This is a genomic window from Bradyrhizobium sp. 2TAF24 (assembly GCF_052115025.1).
Lineage (GTDB): Bacteria > Pseudomonadota > Alphaproteobacteria > Rhizobiales > Xanthobacteraceae > Bradyrhizobium_A.
Map to the genome: position 1 here is coordinate 35,296 of NZ_JBFRFW010000017.1, position 13,425 is coordinate 48,720.

A 13,425-nucleotide genomic window follows, 5' to 3' on the forward strand; every position below is an offset into this window, starting at 1 on the left:
CGGCGGACCTTACAGAGGTCGCCCGGTTTTGGCGAGCCCCTGCGGTCCTCCGTTTTTTGCCGCTCAGCCCGAATTTTGCTCTTTTTCCAGCCGCTTGAGCCAGCCTTTGGCTTGCGCCAGCACGTTCTTGGGCGCGGTGCCGCCAAAGCTCGTCCGGCTCTTCACCGAGCTGTCGACCGTGAGCACGCCAAGCACCTCACGGGTGATCTTCGGCTCGATTTCCTGCATCACCTTGAGCGGCACGTCGTGCAGGGCAAGGCCATCGGCTGCCGCCCGGGCCACGATCCGGCCGGTGACATGATGGGCCTCGCGGAACGGCATCTTCAGCGTCCGCACCAGCCAGTCGGCAAGGTCGGTCGCGGTGGCGTAGCCCTCACCGGCGGCCGCCTTCATCCGCTCCGCATCAGGCTCGAGGTCGCGGACCATGCCGGTCATGGCGCGGACCGCCAGCGACAGCGCAGCGAACGCTTCCATGGCGCCCTGCTTGTCCTCCTGCATGTCCTTCTGATAGGCGAGCGGCAATCCCTTCATCACGATCAGCAGGCCGTTGAGCGCGCCGATCACGCGGCCGGTCTTGGCACGCACCAGTTCCGCTGCATCGGGATTGCGCTTCTGCGGCATGATCGACGAGCCGGTGGTGAACTTGTCCGACAGTCGCACCAGGCCGACCAGCGGCGACGTCCAGATCACGATCTCTTCGGCAAAGCGCGACAGATGCATCGCAGCGATCGACGCCGCGGCCAGCACTTCGAGCACGAAATCGCGATCGGATACCGCGTCCAGCGAGTTGGCCATCGGCCGGTCGAAGCCGAGCGCCTTGGCCGTTGCCGCGCGGTCGATCGGAAACGAGGTGCCGGCGAGCGCAGCTGCGCCGAGCGGGCTTTCATTGAGGCGCTTGCGCGCATCGCGGAAACGGCCGCGATCGCGCGCTGCCATCTCGACATAGGCCATCAGGTGATGACCGAAGGTGACGGGCTGCGCCGTCTGCAGGTGGGTAAAGCCCGGCATCACGGTGCCGGCATGCTCGATCGCACGCTCGACCAGCGCAAGCTGGAACGCGGCAAACGCGGCATCTGTCTCGTCGATGACATCGCGGACATAAAGACGGAAATCGGTGGCGACCTGGTCGTTGCGCGACCGCGCGGTGTGCAACCGGCCGGCGGCTGGGCCGATCAGCTCGCTGAGGCGGCTCTCGACATTCATGTGAATGTCCTCGAGCGCGCGCTTGAAGGTGAAGGCGCCCTTGGTGATCTCTGACAAAATCGTGTCTAGACCCTTGGCGATGTTTTTTGCATCGTTCGCCGTAATGATGCCTTGAGCGGCGAGCATGGCAGCGTGCGCCTTTGACGCAGTGATGTCCTGCGCATAGAGGTTCCGGTCGACGTCGATGGAGACGTTGATTTCCTCCATGATCGCATCGGGGCTTTCGCCGAACCGACCGCCCCACATCTTATTGCTCATCGCAAACCACTCGTTGTATTCGCCTGACGATCACTGGAAAACCGCCGGCGCGAAGAGAGACCATGACTGAAGACAAAGCACCTGCCACCGAACAGCCGTCTCGGAAAACCACCCGGCGCATCCCGATGGTGCTCGGCGCCATTGCCGCCGGTGCCGTGATCGGGCTCGCGGGGATATACGGGATTGGCGGCCTGATGCGCAATGGATCGGGCGGCGATCCGGCCTGCCGGCCAGCGGTGGCGCTGTCGCGCAAGATCGCACCGCTGGCCCATGGCGAGGTCGCGGCGCTGACCATGGCCTCGGCACCGCTCAAGATTCCCGACCTCGCCTTCGAAACCGCCTCCGGCGAGCAGAAGAAGCTGTCCGACTGGCGCGGCCGGACCGTGCTGGTGAACCTGTGGGCCACCTGGTGCGTGCCCTGCCGCAAGGAGATGCCGGCGCTGGACAGCCTGCAGGCCAAGCTCGGCGGACCGGATTTCGAGGTGGTCGCCATCAACATCGACACCCGCGATCCAGAGAAGCCCAAGGCCTTCCTGAAAGAGGGCGGGCTGTCGCGCCTGGGCTATTTCTTTGATCAGAAAGCCAAGGTATTCCAGGAGCTTAAAGGAATCGGCCGGGCGCTCGGCATGCCCACCTCGGTGCTGGTGGACGGCAATGGCTGCGAAATCGCCACCATCGCGGGTCCCGCCGAATGGGCGAGCGACGACGCCATCAAGCTGATCCAGGCCGCCCTGAAGCCTTAAAGGTCCCGCCGCATTTCCCGATCCACGCGTTGAGACACGCCTCTTGACGCGCGTTCGCATCAGCATATACTTAACCACATGGTTTACTATCAAACAGCCCCTCTCGACCGCACCTTTGCGGCCCTGTCCGACCCGACCCGGCGGGAGCTGCTGGCCCGGCTGGAGGCGCGGGACGGCATGTCGGTCAGCGAGCTCGCCAAGCCGCTGCCGATGTCGCTGCCGGCGGTGATGAAGCACCTCGACGTGCTGTCAGACGCCGGCCTCGTTACCCGCACCAAGACCGGCCGCACCGTGGTGTGCCGGTTGAACGCAGCCCCCATGGAGGAGGCGATGGAATGGCTCACACGCTACCAGCGCTTCTGGACCGCAGCGCTCGACCGCCTGGCCAACTTTATTGAGGACGATTCATGCTCACCCAGCCAAGCCTCACCCTCGCCCGCCGCCTCAACGCCGCCCCCGCCAAAGTCTTCGCCGCCTGGACGGACCCCGAAAAAATAATCCGCTGGTTCGGACCGGCGGAGACCGTCGCAGGCTCGGTGAAGGCCGACATGGACGTCCGGGTCGGCGGCGGCTTCCGCATCAGCTTCACCACCGTCGACGGCGAGTATCACGAGGTCGGCGGCAATTATCGCGAGGTCGTGGCCGATCAGCGCCTGGTGTTCAGCTGGGCCTGGCACTCGACCCCCGAGCGCGTCTCCGTGGTCACCGTGACCATCAAGCCAGATGCCGACGGCTCGCTGCTCACCCTCAACCATGGCCAGTTCTTCGACGAAGCAGCCCGCGACGGGCACCGGCGCGGATGGACCGGCACGCTCGACAAGCTCGAGAAGATGTTCGCCTGACAGCCCTTAAGGAGAGGCCGCCATGAAACTGTTCTACGCAGAGACTTTCAATCCTCGCAAAGCCTGCGCCATCGCCCGCTACCTGAACATGCCCGTGACCTTCGTCTACGTCGATCTCGGCAAGAGCGAGCAGCGCAGTCCTGAGTTTCTCGCGATCAACCCCAATGGCCGGGTGCCGACGCTGATCGATGGCGAGGTATCGCTGTGGGAATCGGACGCCATCATGTGCTACCTCGCCCGCAAGGCCGGCTCCAAGCTGTGGCCGAGCGACGGCGCGCAGCAGATCGAGGTGATGCGCTGGCTCAGCTGGAATGCGCAGCACTTCAGCCGCCACACCGGCACGCTGTACTTCGAGTACCTGATCAAACCGATCATCGGCATGGGGCCGACGGACGCTGCCGTGGTGGACGAGGCAACGCTTTTCTTCCGGCGCAACGCCGCCGTGCTCGACCATCATTTGCGCGATCGCCGCGCCGTGTTTGGCGATGACCTCACGGTCGCGGACTTCGCGCTCGCGACCGGATTGCCCTATGCCGAGGCGGCGCACATTCCGCTGGCGGAATTCCCCAACATCGCGCGCTGGCACGCCGACCTCGAGGCCTTGCCAGCCTGGCGCGATCCTTATCCCGCCCGACAGCCGGCCGCGGCCTGATCCTCGGTCAGAGTTCGACATTGCTCCCGACGAAAGGCCGGCCATGTCCAAGATCACCACGTCGCTCTGGTTCGACGGCAATGCCGAAGACGCCGCGAATTTCTACGCCTCGATTTTCAAGGACTCGAAGATCACCGCGGTGTCGCGCTACGGCGATGCAGGCCCCGGCCCCAAGGGCAACGTCATGGTGGTCGCGTTCGAACTGAACGGGCAGTCCTACATCGGCATCAATGGTGGACCACAATTCAAGTTCAGCCCGGCGATTTCGCTGGTCGTCAACTGTGAGACCCAGGACGAGATCGACTATTACTGGGATCGCCTGATCGAGGGTGGCGCCCCGCAGCAATGCGGTTGGCTGACCGACAAGTTCGGACTGTCATGGCAGGTGGTGCCAACCATCATCGGCGAAGTGATGAAGGATCCGGACAAGGGCAACCGCGCCATGGCCGCGATCCTGAAGATGGTGAAGCTCGACATCGCCGAAATCCTGCGAGCGGCGGCGTAAGCCCCGCTGCTCCGCGCCACATCAGGGAGCAGACCATGTATGTCGACGGATTTGTCCTGCCGCTGCCGAAGAAGAATCTCGCAGCCTACCGCAGCATGTCCCGCAAGGCCGGCAAGGTCTGGCGGGAGCACGGTGCGATCAGCTACCACGAGTGCATCGCCGACGACGTGAAGAAAGGCAAGCTCACCTCGTTCCCGCAGAGCGTCAAGCTCAAAGCAGGCGAGACCGTGGTGTTCTCCTGGATCGTCTACAAGTCGCGCCGGGACCGCGACCGGGTCAACGCCAAGGTGATGAGCGATCCGCGCCTCGCCAAAATGATGAATCCAAAAGCCCTGCCGTTCGACGGCAAGCGCATGTTCTACGGCGGCTTCAAGGTGCTGATCGAGATGTAGCGATCGGCGCGCGGTCCGGCGGCATCGCGTCCGGACCGCGCCTCACGGGGGCGCAATGGCAAACGCAGGGAGCACCACCATGTTGGCGACGAGCAAGGCATTCAGCGGCTTCTCCACCCATGACGTGGCCAAGAGCCGCGCATTCTACGGCGAGGTCCTAGGACTGAACGTCTCCGAGCACTACGGACTCTTGAAGCTGCATCTCGGCGGCGGCACCACCGTGCTGATCTACCCCAAGCCCAATCACACGCCGGCGAGCTTCACCGTGCTGAACTTTCCGGTGCCCGACGTGGATGCGGCCGTCGACGGGCTGACCAAGCGCGGCGTACGCTTCGAGATCTACGACATGCCCGGCCTCAAGACCGATGCCAAAGGCATCAAGCGCGGCAACGGGCCGACCATCGCCTGGTTCAAGGATCCGGCCGGCAACATCCTCTCGGTCATAGACCAGGCCGGCACGATGGACACCGGCGAATAGCGGAGCCGAACCATGACGGTCGGCGCCCGGTGGCCCGACCTTCTGGAGCGCTTCAGCGAGGCGTTCGATCCGGCGACCGGACTAGGAGGCATGGAGTTGTGGCTGCAGGTGCGGCCACGATCACGATACGGCGACAACCGGCGTCAGGTCGATAGGATCAGCGTTCGCGACGGTGCTCAGGCCGAAACGTCGAGGCGGCTGCCGACACCAGCGGCAAGGTTGGCCTGCGACGCGCCATTGGCCCCGGCGCCAAGCAGCACCTGCGCGGCCTCGGCCTGCGAGTTGTTATTCATCTTGATCATGCGCATGGCGATGTTGCTCTGCAGATTCGCCGTCTGCATGCTCATCGCGGCCATCACCAGACCCATGTCCATACGCTACTCCATCACTTCCGCCGGGAACCCTAGACGGTAGTGGTTAATAAAAGTTAGGCGCGACCGGCCGCGACTTGCGTCCGAAGGTCACGGCGGCGTGACACAACGCCGGGCGGCGCAACGAACATGACCGCCCGCCGTGAAGCTGAACAGGATTGACAGGTCTCGGAGGACACCGGATCGCACGACCGGCGGGCGATCACGCACTCAGCGCGTCGGCACCGGCTTGTCGCCGCGGTAGTCGTAGAAGCCGCGCTGCGTCTTGCGGCCAAGCCAGCCGGCTTCGACATACTTCACCAGCAGCGGGCACGGCCGATACTTGGAATCGGCCAGCCCCTCATGCAGCACCTGCATGATCGAGAGGCAGGTATCCAGCCCGATGAAGTCGGCGAGCTCCAGCGGCCCCATCGGATGATGGGCGCCGAGCTTCATCGCCGCATCGATCGCCTCGACATTGCCGACGCCTTCATAGAGCGTATAGATCGCCTCGTTGATCATCGGCAGCAGGATGCGATTGACGATGAAGGCGGGGAAATCCTCCGACACCGCCACTTGCTTGCCGAGCTTGCTGACGTACTCCTTCGAGGTTTCGAAGGTGGTGTCGTCGGTGGCAATGCCGCGAATCAGCTCGACCAGTTCCATGACCGGAACCGGATTCATGAAATGGATGCCGATGAAGCGCTCCGGCCGATCGGTAGACGCGGCGAGCCGCGTGATCGAGATCGACGACGTGTTGGAGGCGACGATCGCCTCGGGCTTTAGAACCGCGCACACATCGTGAAAGATCTTGCGCTTGACCTCTTCCTTCTCGACCGCGGTCTCGATCACGAGATCGCAGTCGGCGAGGTCATCGAAGCTTTCAGAGGCCTGGATCCGCCCCAGTGCCTGCTTGCGGGCCTCCTCGCTGATCAGGTTCCTGGCGACCTGCCGCGACAGGTTGCCGTTGACCGTGGCCAGCGCCGACTTGACCCGCTCGGCGGAGACATCGTTGAGGATCACGTCAAAACCGGCCAGCGCCGATACATGTGCGATCCCGTTGCCCATCTGGCCCGAACCGATCACACCGATCTTCTTGATAGTCACCGCCATTTCGCCTTCTCATCGGCCATCGCGCCACGCACATCGCGGGCGAAGCGGGCCTATCTTACATGGAACGTTTGCAGAGAACACCCCCGCCCGTACTTCCCCCGAATGGCGTGCGGTCCCGGTGTTCGGGACGGGGATTGGACAGGTCGATTCGCAGGAAAGGGCCAGCCGGGGCGGAAGCCACCGACCTCCCGGGCGCCTTTGCAGGCAACAACGCCCGCCCGCGCCCTCGGACGCGGGCGGGCGGCAGGATCGTTCAGCGGCCGAGCTTGGCCAGTTCGTCGGTCAGTTCCGGGACCGCCTGGTAGAGGTCCGCCACGAGGCCATAGTCGGCGACCTGGAAGATCGGTGCCTCCTCGTCCTTGTTGATGGCGACGATGACCTTGGAGTCCTTCATGCCGGCGAGATGCTGGATCGCGCCGGAAATGCCGATGGCGATGTACAGCTCCGGGGCGACCACCTTGCCGGTCTGGCCGACCTGCCAGTCGTTGGGGGCGTAGCCGGCATCCACCGCGGCGCGCGAGGCGCCGACGCCGGCGCCGAGCTTGTCGGCCAGCGGCTCGATGTACTTGGCGAAGTTCTCGCGGCTCTGCATGGCGCGGCCGCCGGAGACGATGATCTTGGCCGAGGTCAGCTCCGGACGGTCGCTCTTGGCAACTTCCTCGCCAACGAAGCTGGACAGACCCGGGTCAGCCGCCGCGTTGACCGCCTCGATCGCCGCACTGCCGCCATCGCCGGCCGCAGCGAACGTCGAGGTCCGCACCGTGATGACCTTCTTGGCGTCCTTGCTCTTGACGGTCTGGATCGCGTTGCCGGCATAGATCGGGCGCTCGAACGTATCGGGCGACACCACCTTGGTGATCTCCGACACCTGCATGACGTCGAGCAGGGCGGCGACACGCGGCAGCACGTTCTTGAAGCGCGAGGTCGCGGGCGCGACGAACGCGTCATACCCAGGGGCGAGCGAGACGATCAGCGCGCCCAGCGGCTCGGCGAGGTCGTGCGCATAGGCAGCGCTGTCGGCGAGCAGCACTTTGGTCACGCCGGCAAGCTTGGCGGCAGCCTCAGCCGCACCTTTGGCGTTCTCGCCGGCGACTAGCACATGCACCTCGGCGCCGAGCGCCGCGGCCGCCGTGAGCGCCTTGTTGGTCGCATCCTTGATCGACGCGTTGTCGTGTTCGGCAATCAGCAGCGTTGTCATCACAGAACCCCGGCTTCGTTCTTCAGCTTCGACACCAGTTCGGCCACCGAGGCAACCTTGACGCCGGCCTTGCGGCCCGCCGGTTCAGTTGTCTTGACGACCTCGAGGCGCGGCGTGAGATCGACGCCGTAGTCGGCGGCCGCCTTCTCGGCGATCGGCTTCTTCTTCGCCTTCATGATGTTGGGCAGGCTGGCGTAGCGCGGCTCGTTGAGGCGCAGGTCCGTGGTGACGATCGCCGGGCCCTTGACCTTGACGGTCTGCAGGCCGCCGTCGACCTCGCGCGTGACCTTGAAGTCGCTGCCATCCACCTCGAGCTTCGAGGCGAAGGTCGCCTGCGACCAGTTCAGCAGCGCGGCCAGCATCTGGCCGGTCTGGTTGGAATCGTCGTCGATCGCCTGCTTGCCGAGAATGATGAGGCCCGGCTTCTCTTCTTCAGCGACGGCCTTGAGGATCTTGGCGACCGCGAGCGGCTCGACCTGGCCATCGGCCTTGACGAGGATGCCGCGGTCGGCGCCCATCGCGAGACCGGTGCGGATGGTTTCCGATGCCTGCGCCGGGCCGATCGACACCACGACCACCTCGGTCGCCTTGCCGGCTTCCTTCAGCCGCAGGGCTTCCTCGACGGCGATCTCGTCGAACGGGTTCATGGACATCTTGACGTTGGCGAGCTCGACGCCCGTCCCGTCGCTCTTGACGCGGATCTTGACGTTGTAATCAACGACCCGCTTTACCGGCACCAAAACCTTCATCGGTCCCCTTTCTCTTGAGCTGTTCTGTTGGCGGCGGAACCTAATGGTCCCGTCCACCCCGGTCAACGCGCGAGCGCTGGAACCCGGCGCGATTTTAGCGGTTCTGGCCGGGGATCCAAAGCACGTCCCGCACCCCGCGGCCGTTTACGAAACGGCTCGCGACGAACAGAAAGTCCGAGAGCCTATTCAAATACTTGATCACCGGCTCGCCGACCGGCTCGTCCGGCTTTGTCGCCAGCTCGACCACCATCCGTTCCGCTCTGCGGCATATCGTGCGCGCCACATGGAGGTATGCAGCCGCCGGGGAGCCTCCCGGAAGAACGAACGAGGTCAGCGGCGCAAGATCGGCGTTGAGCTGGTCGATATCGGCTTCGAGCCGGTCGACCTGGCTCGACAGCACCCGCAGCCGCTCCGCCTTGCCTTCGCGCGCGGGGACCGCGAGGTCGGCGCCAAGATCGAACAGATCGTTCTGGATGCGGCCGAGCATCGCATCGAGCTCGGGCTGTTCGGCGAGATGCAGACGCACCACGCCGATCGCCGCGTTGGTCTCGTCGACGGTGCCATAGGCGCCGACACGCAGATCGTATTTCGGCCGGCGCTCGCCGGTGCCGAGCGCCGTGGTGCCGTCATCTCCGGTGCGGGTATAGATCCGGTTCAGGACAACCATGGAGACCCTCATTCAGATGTCGTGCGCCGTCCGGCCGGCGCGGTGTCAGCGCCCCATCGACCAGACCGCCAGCATGGCGACCACGATCGCGACGAACTGCAACAGCACCCGCAGCCGCATCAACCGCTGCGAGGTATTGGGCGAGCCGCCGCGCATCATGTTGACGAGCCCGAGCAGCAGCACCACCGCGACAGCAGCAACCGCGACGGGAAGTAGGATATTGGCAAAAAGCGTTGTCATCGGCGGTTCATATCACCCCCGCACGTCCGGCGCCATCGGCGTGATAGCCCTTGCTATCGCCGCCGCAATCACTCATGTCTGCAGCGTCGGTTCGAACTCCCCTTGCAGGGTGCGCGGTGAAGCAGCTTCGGTACGTTGTTCACATCGGGCTGGATGCGTTCTACACGTTTCTCGCCGACGACGGCTGGGCCATCGCCAGCCATATCGCGCTGTCGGCGTTGATGGCGCTGTTTCCGTTTCTCATCGTCATCACGTCGCTGGCCGGCTTCCTCGGCTCCAAGGAGCTCGCCGACCAGGCCGCCGCACTGCTGCTGCAGACCTGGCCGACCCAGGTCGCCGACGCGCTGTCAGGCGAGATCCATGACGTGCTGACGACGACCCGCGGCGATGCGCTGACCGTCGGCCTCGTGCTCGCGATCTACTTCGCCTCCAACGGCGTGGAGAGCCTGCGCGTCGGCCTCAACCGTGCCTATGGCGTGGCCGAGGCCCGCCGCTGGTACTGGCTGCGGCTGGAATCCATTGGTTATACACTGATCGCCGCCGTGGTGTCGCTGGCGCTGTCGTTCCTGATCGTGCTCGGCCCGCTGATCATCGCCGCCGCGCGGCGGCATTTTCCGCTGATGATCGAGACCAACGCCCACATGCTCAACGTGGCACGCTATGGCATCGCCGTGCTGGCGCTGATCGTGGCGCTGTTCATTCTGCATGTCTGGCTGCCGGCCGGACGGCGCACGTTGGCACAGATCCTGCCGGGCATCGTCTTCACCATCGCCGCATCGCTGATCTCAGGCATGGTGTTCGGCCAGTATCTGGCGCGCTTTGCCAACAACTATGTCACCACCTATGCCGGCCTCGCCTCGGTGGTGATCGCGCTGGTGTTCCTGTATTTCATCGCCGCGATTTTCGTCTATGGCGGCGAGCTGAACGCCGCGATCATCAAGTCGCGGCAAGCGGAGCGCGCACCGTCTCACCCAGGACTGTCGCCAGCGCCCGCGGACTGACCGGCTTCAGCAGGAAGGCGTCGGCGCCGGCGCGACGCGCAGCTCCTTCGTCATCGCCACGGCCGGACACGCCGATGATCGCAACATGGTCCGCGTTCTTTTCCGACGCACGAATCCGCCGGATGGTTTCGACCCCGCCAATGCCCGGCAACACCATGTCCATCAGCACCGCATCGAAGCGGCGATCACTGACGCGGGCGATGGCGGCCTCGCCGTCACCAACGAACTCGGTGTGGTGACCGAGCTCGGTGAGGATGGTGTTGAGCACCACACGACCGAATGGATTGTCCTCGACGCTGAGGATGCGCAGCGCCGGGCGCCTTGCAACTTCGGCCCCTGCAGCGATATCCGCGGTCCGTCCTGCAGGATCGCGCGCCAGCGTCACCGTCAGTGTGAACGTGGTGCCGCCGCCGCGACGCGACTGCACGGTGATGTCGCCCCCCATGGCCCGCGCGATCTGGCGCGCCGACGCCAGGCCGAGACCGGCGCCGCCGAACCGCGCCGCAATCCCGACATTGGCTTGCGAAAACGGACGGAACAGGCGCTTGATCTCACCGAGAGAAAGACCGATGCCGCTGTCGGACACCGCGAACATCACCGAGATCGTCTCCCGGCGCAGCCGCCTGACGCCGAGTTTCAGCTCGACGGAGCCCTGCTCGGTGAACTTGACCGCATTGTCGATCAGGTTTTCGAGCGCCGCCCGCAGGCGTACGGGATCACCGATCACGAAGCCCGGAAGAGTGTCCGGCAGCCGCACGGTCGCGCGCAGCCCCCTGGCCGCGGCACGGCCGGCGAGCGAATCGCCCGCGATGCGGGCGAGTGCGCCGAGATCGAAGAAATCCTGTCGCAAATCGAGCCCGGCGCGGCCGCTGCGGGCCGCATCCACGAACAGCGTCGCCAGCGCCGACAGGTGATCGGCGCTGGCCTTGATAGTCTCGGCCCAGCGCCGCTCCCGGACGTCGAGATCCGAGGTCGCCAGGAGGTCGCAGACCGCGAGAATCCCGGTCAGCGGCGTCCGCACCTCATGGGCAAACGTGGCGAGCGCCGCCTCCACCAGGGAGGGAGCCTCGGCCGCCGGGCGGGCGGCACGGACCGGTTTGGCCTTGGCGGAGACCCGCGCCTTGGATGCCGGCACCGCCCGCCCAGCCGCCTTGGCCGGGCGCGGCTTTGTTGCCGGCCGCGCCTTGCGCGTCAGTGGGCGCGGTGAGCGCGACCTCGCTGCCATCCATCTAATCCCCTGTCCCGACTCGCATTTTGGCACGGCCGGGGACGCAGAGTCACGCCAGGCGCCCTGCCGAGCGGCTTTCAGGCCCGCGCCGGGGGAAGACCGACCCGCTGGCGAATCTCGGCCGGGGTCGTCCCCGCCGCCCGCAACGCCCGCAGCGATGGCGCCCGGGCCGATTTAGACAGCTTGTCGCCGCCTCCGTCGCGAACAAGGCCATGATGCCGGTAGCGCGGCGCCGGAAGGTCCAGCAGTTCCTGCAGCAACCGATGCACGCTGGTCGCCCAGAACAGGTCCTGGCCGCGCACCACGTCGGTCACGCCCTGCAGGGCGTCGTCGACCACCACCGAAACGTGATAGCTGGTGGGTATCTCCTTACGAGCCATGACCACGTCACCCCAGGCCTCCGGCTGCGCATTCACGGCACCGGTTTCACCACTCGGGCCGACACCGTTCTCCCGCCAGGCCAGAGGCCCGACCCGACCGAGCGCCGCCGCCATATCGAGCCGCAGTGCGAACGGCAGGCCTGCGGCCCTCTTGGTCGCACGCGCTGCATCCGTCTCGTGGCGCCCGTCGCCGGGATAGAGCGGCGCGCCGTCGGGATCGCGCGGCCAAGGTCCCTCGGCCTCGCGCGCGGCGACGAGCAGGGCTATCTCCGCACGGCTCTCGAACGCTGGATAGATCAGCCCGTCCCGGTCGAGGCGCTCGATCGCCGCGCGATACACATCCATGTGCTCGGACTGCCGGCGCACAGGCGTTTGCCAATCGATGCCGAGCCAGGCGAGATCCTCGCAGATCGCGGCCTCGAATGCCGGACGGCAGCGTGTCGCGTCGATATCCTCGATCCGCAACAGAAAGGTGCCGCCGCTTTGGCGTGCGAGATCGAAGTTGAGCAGCGCAGAATAGGCGTGGCCGAGATGGAGATAGCCGTTCGGGCTCGGCGCAAAACGGAAAACGGGTGGCGACATGGCGGTGACTATGATCGCTGCATCACAACCCGACAACCGGATTCGCCGTGACGCGATTTGCACGCGCATGGGAATCCCATCATGCTGTGCACGTCATGACCAGCCATTTGCGTTCCCAGAACGATCTCGAGCAGGCACTGGCGGTGCTCGCTGAACACGATGCACGCCTCAAGCCGCTGCTCGCCCAGACCGGCATGCCGGCGCTGCGCCAGCGCGAGCCAGGCTTTCCCGGCCTTGCGGCGGCGATCTGCGGCCAGCAGTTGTCGACCAAGGCCGCGGCCGCGATCTGGGCCCGCGTGAGCACCGCATTCGATCCGATGCACCCGGACGCGATTCGCCGCGCCCGTGCCGATCGGTTGGGCCGCCTCGGCCTCTCCGCCGCCAAGATCAAGACGCTGAAGCTGATCGCCGGCGAGATCGCCAAGGGGCGCCTCGACCTCGAGGCCCTTGCCGAGACGCCGGCCGACGACGCCCACGCCGCACTGATCGCACTGCACGGCATCGGCCCGTGGACCGCCGATATCTACCTGCTGTTCTGCCTCGGCCATGGTGACGCCTGGCCGGCCGGCGACCTCGCGATCCAGGAAGCGATCCGGATCGCGTTCGGACTGCCGCAGCGGCCGACGGTCAAGCAGATGGCCGCAATCGGCGACGTCTGGCGCCCCTGGCGCGGCGCCGCCGCGCATCTGTTCTGGGCGTACTACCGGATCGCAAAGGCGCCCGGCTTCGAGGCCGTGCTGCCTCCCGAGCCATCCCGATCGGGCGGCGCCCCGGCGCCGAAAACCACAGCATCACGCAAGCCCCCGCGCGCCGGAGCGACAGCAAAGCTGTCCCGCTGAATACC

18 protein-coding genes are annotated in these 13,425 nt (G+C 65.7%); 9 read left to right on the plus strand and 9 right to left on the minus strand.

What is annotated here, in order from left to right:
* Window positions 1-63: 63 nt before the first annotated feature.
* Window positions 64-1,461: an argininosuccinate lyase gene (gene argH / locus AB4Z37_RS24285; protein ID WP_441519314.1), complete on the minus strand. Its 1,398-nt coding sequence runs from the start codon at window positions 1,459-1,461 to the stop codon at window positions 64-66.
* A gap of 62 nt (window positions 1,462-1,523) precedes the next feature.
* Here argH and tlpA point away from each other — a divergent pair, with 62 nt between their 5' ends.
* The 7 genes from tlpA to AB4Z37_RS24320 all read left to right on the plus strand — a co-directional run bounded on the left by tlpA (window position 1,524) and on the right by AB4Z37_RS24320 (window position 5,073).
* The gene (tlpA, locus tag AB4Z37_RS24290) at window positions 1,524-2,204 is read left to right on the plus strand and encodes a thiol:disulfide interchange protein TlpA (protein WP_441519315.1); all 681 of its coding nucleotides are present in this window, start codon (window positions 1,524-1,526) and stop codon (window positions 2,202-2,204) included.
* A gap of 78 nt (window positions 2,205-2,282) precedes the next feature.
* Entirely contained in the window at window positions 2,283-2,702 is a 420-nt protein-coding gene (locus AB4Z37_RS24295; RefSeq protein WP_441519316.1) for an ArsR/SmtB family transcription factor, read from the plus strand.
* Window positions 2,612-3,046, plus strand: coding sequence for an SRPBCC family protein (locus AB4Z37_RS24300; RefSeq protein WP_441519317.1), 435 nt, complete (start codon window positions 2,612-2,614; stop codon window positions 3,044-3,046). The genes AB4Z37_RS24295 and AB4Z37_RS24300 overlap by 91 nt, the downstream gene beginning before the upstream one ends.
* A 22-nt stretch (window positions 3,047-3,068) precedes the next feature.
* A complete protein-coding gene (locus AB4Z37_RS24305) occupies window positions 3,069-3,698 on the plus strand; it encodes a glutathione S-transferase family protein (protein ID WP_441519318.1) in 630 nt (209 codons plus the stop codon).
* Window positions 3,699-3,741: 43 nt separating this feature from the next.
* The gene (locus AB4Z37_RS24310) at window positions 3,742-4,203 is read left to right on the plus strand and encodes a VOC family protein (RefSeq protein ID WP_441519319.1); all 462 of its coding nucleotides are present in this window, start codon (window positions 3,742-3,744) and stop codon (window positions 4,201-4,203) included.
* 35 nt (window positions 4,204-4,238) lie between these two features.
* A complete protein-coding gene (locus AB4Z37_RS24315; RefSeq protein WP_441519320.1) occupies window positions 4,239-4,595 on the plus strand; it encodes a DUF1428 domain-containing protein in 357 nt (118 codons plus the stop codon).
* Between the two features lie 79 nt (window positions 4,596-4,674).
* Complete coding sequence (locus AB4Z37_RS24320) at window positions 4,675-5,073, plus strand: VOC family protein (RefSeq protein ID WP_441519321.1); 399 nt, start codon at window positions 4,675-4,677, stop codon at window positions 5,071-5,073.
* A 176-nt stretch (window positions 5,074-5,249) separates the two neighbouring features.
* On the opposite strand, the gene AB4Z37_RS24325 is transcribed toward AB4Z37_RS24320, so the two are convergent.
* From AB4Z37_RS24325 to AB4Z37_RS24350, 6 genes are all read right to left on the minus strand, one after another.
* Window positions 5,250-5,447: a hypothetical protein gene (locus tag AB4Z37_RS24325; protein WP_441519322.1), complete on the minus strand. Its 198-nt coding sequence runs from the start codon at window positions 5,445-5,447 to the stop codon at window positions 5,250-5,252.
* A 207-nt stretch (window positions 5,448-5,654) separates the two neighbouring features.
* On the minus strand, window positions 5,655-6,536 hold the full coding sequence (locus AB4Z37_RS24330) for a 3-hydroxybutyryl-CoA dehydrogenase (protein ID WP_441519323.1): 882 nt from the start codon (window positions 6,534-6,536) through the stop codon (window positions 5,655-5,657).
* A 253-nt stretch (window positions 6,537-6,789) separates the two neighbouring features.
* Window positions 6,790-7,734 carry an electron transfer flavoprotein subunit alpha/FixB family protein gene (locus AB4Z37_RS24335; protein ID WP_441519324.1) on the minus strand — a complete coding sequence of 315 codons (945 nt, stop codon included), beginning with the start codon at window positions 7,732-7,734 and terminating at the stop codon, window positions 6,790-6,792.
* Window positions 7,734-8,483: an electron transfer flavoprotein subunit beta/FixA family protein gene (locus AB4Z37_RS24340; protein ID WP_441519325.1), complete on the minus strand. Its 750-nt coding sequence runs from the start codon at window positions 8,481-8,483 to the stop codon at window positions 7,734-7,736. The genes AB4Z37_RS24335 and AB4Z37_RS24340 overlap by 1 nt, the downstream gene beginning before the upstream one ends.
* 94 nt (window positions 8,484-8,577) lie before the next feature.
* Window positions 8,578-9,150, minus strand: a complete 573-nt coding sequence (locus tag AB4Z37_RS24345; RefSeq protein WP_441519326.1) for a cob(I)yrinic acid a,c-diamide adenosyltransferase — start codon at window positions 9,148-9,150, stop codon at window positions 8,578-8,580.
* Window positions 9,151-9,195: 45 nt separating this feature from the next.
* Window positions 9,196-9,390 carry a twin transmembrane helix small protein gene (locus tag AB4Z37_RS24350; protein ID WP_441519327.1) on the minus strand — a complete coding sequence of 65 codons (195 nt, stop codon included), beginning with the start codon at window positions 9,388-9,390 and terminating at the stop codon, window positions 9,196-9,198.
* A gap of 74 nt (window positions 9,391-9,464) precedes the next feature.
* Here AB4Z37_RS24350 and AB4Z37_RS24355 point away from each other — a divergent pair, with 74 nt between their 5' ends.
* The gene (locus AB4Z37_RS24355) at window positions 9,465-10,391 is read left to right on the plus strand and encodes a YihY/virulence factor BrkB family protein (protein WP_441519328.1); all 927 of its coding nucleotides are present in this window, start codon (window positions 9,465-9,467) and stop codon (window positions 10,389-10,391) included.
* Here the strand turns inward: AB4Z37_RS24355 and AB4Z37_RS24360 are convergent.
* Both AB4Z37_RS24360 and gluQRS read right to left on the minus strand, forming a co-directional pair.
* Complete coding sequence (locus AB4Z37_RS24360; RefSeq protein ID WP_441519329.1) at window positions 10,327-11,616, minus strand: ATP-binding protein; 1,290 nt, start codon at window positions 11,614-11,616, stop codon at window positions 10,327-10,329. The genes AB4Z37_RS24355 and AB4Z37_RS24360 overlap by 65 nt on opposite strands.
* An 80-nt stretch (window positions 11,617-11,696) precedes the next feature.
* Window positions 11,697-12,581: a tRNA glutamyl-Q(34) synthetase GluQRS gene (gene gluQRS, locus AB4Z37_RS24365; protein WP_441519330.1), complete on the minus strand. Its 885-nt coding sequence runs from the start codon at window positions 12,579-12,581 to the stop codon at window positions 11,697-11,699.
* 95 nt (window positions 12,582-12,676) lie between these two features.
* On the opposite strand from gluQRS, the gene AB4Z37_RS24370 reads away from it, so the two are divergent.
* Window positions 12,677-13,420 (plus strand): DNA-3-methyladenine glycosylase family protein, encoded by a 744-nt coding sequence (locus tag AB4Z37_RS24370; protein ID WP_441519331.1) that lies wholly within the window; start codon window positions 12,677-12,679, stop codon window positions 13,418-13,420.
* The last annotated feature ends 5 nt before the right edge of the window (window positions 13,421-13,425 follow it).

What these genes read in the sequence shown, in the direction of transcription:
- gluQRS (WP_441519330.1), bottom strand. Translation starts at nt 12,581, where the DNA reads ATGTCGCCACCCGTTTTCCGTTTTGCGCCGAGCCCGAACGGCTATCTC.
- AB4Z37_RS24350 (WP_441519327.1), bottom strand. Translation starts at nt 9,390, where the DNA reads ATGACAACGCTTTTTGCCAATATCCTACTTCCCGTCGCGGTTGCTGCT.
- AB4Z37_RS24335 (WP_441519324.1), bottom strand. Translation starts at nt 7,734, where the DNA reads ATGACAACGCTGCTGATTGCCGAACACGACAACGCGTCGATCAAGGAT.
- AB4Z37_RS24310 (WP_441519319.1), top strand. Translation starts at nt 3,742, where the DNA reads ATGTCCAAGATCACCACGTCGCTCTGGTTCGACGGCAATGCCGAAGAC.
- AB4Z37_RS24300 (WP_441519317.1), top strand. Translation starts at nt 2,612, where the DNA reads ATGCTCACCCAGCCAAGCCTCACCCTCGCCCGCCGCCTCAACGCCGCC.
- argH (WP_441519314.1), bottom strand. Translation starts at nt 1,461, where the DNA reads ATGAGCAATAAGATGTGGGGCGGTCGGTTCGGCGAAAGCCCCGATGCG.
- AB4Z37_RS24320 (WP_441519321.1), top strand. Translation starts at nt 4,675, where the DNA reads ATGTTGGCGACGAGCAAGGCATTCAGCGGCTTCTCCACCCATGACGTG.
- AB4Z37_RS24330 (WP_441519323.1), bottom strand. Translation starts at nt 6,536, where the DNA reads ATGGCGGTGACTATCAAGAAGATCGGTGTGATCGGTTCGGGCCAGATG.
- AB4Z37_RS24355 (WP_441519328.1), top strand. Translation starts at nt 9,465, where the DNA reads ATGTCTGCAGCGTCGGTTCGAACTCCCCTTGCAGGGTGCGCGGTGAAG.
- AB4Z37_RS24340 (WP_441519325.1), bottom strand. Translation starts at nt 8,483, where the DNA reads ATGAAGGTTTTGGTGCCGGTAAAGCGGGTCGTTGATTACAACGTCAAG.
- AB4Z37_RS24315 (WP_441519320.1), top strand. Translation starts at nt 4,239, where the DNA reads ATGTATGTCGACGGATTTGTCCTGCCGCTGCCGAAGAAGAATCTCGCA.
- AB4Z37_RS24345 (WP_441519326.1), bottom strand. Translation starts at nt 9,150, where the DNA reads ATGGTTGTCCTGAACCGGATCTATACCCGCACCGGAGATGACGGCACC.
- AB4Z37_RS24325 (WP_441519322.1), bottom strand. Translation starts at nt 5,447, where the DNA reads ATGGACATGGGTCTGGTGATGGCCGCGATGAGCATGCAGACGGCGAAT.
- AB4Z37_RS24295 (WP_441519316.1), top strand. Translation starts at nt 2,283, where the DNA reads ATGGTTTACTATCAAACAGCCCCTCTCGACCGCACCTTTGCGGCCCTG.
- AB4Z37_RS24370 (WP_441519331.1), top strand. Translation starts at nt 12,677, where the DNA reads ATGACCAGCCATTTGCGTTCCCAGAACGATCTCGAGCAGGCACTGGCG.
- AB4Z37_RS24360 (WP_441519329.1), bottom strand. Translation starts at nt 11,616, where the DNA reads ATGGCAGCGAGGTCGCGCTCACCGCGCCCACTGACGCGCAAGGCGCGG.
- tlpA (WP_441519315.1), top strand. Translation starts at nt 1,524, where the DNA reads ATGACTGAAGACAAAGCACCTGCCACCGAACAGCCGTCTCGGAAAACC.
- AB4Z37_RS24305 (WP_441519318.1), top strand. Translation starts at nt 3,069, where the DNA reads ATGAAACTGTTCTACGCAGAGACTTTCAATCCTCGCAAAGCCTGCGCC.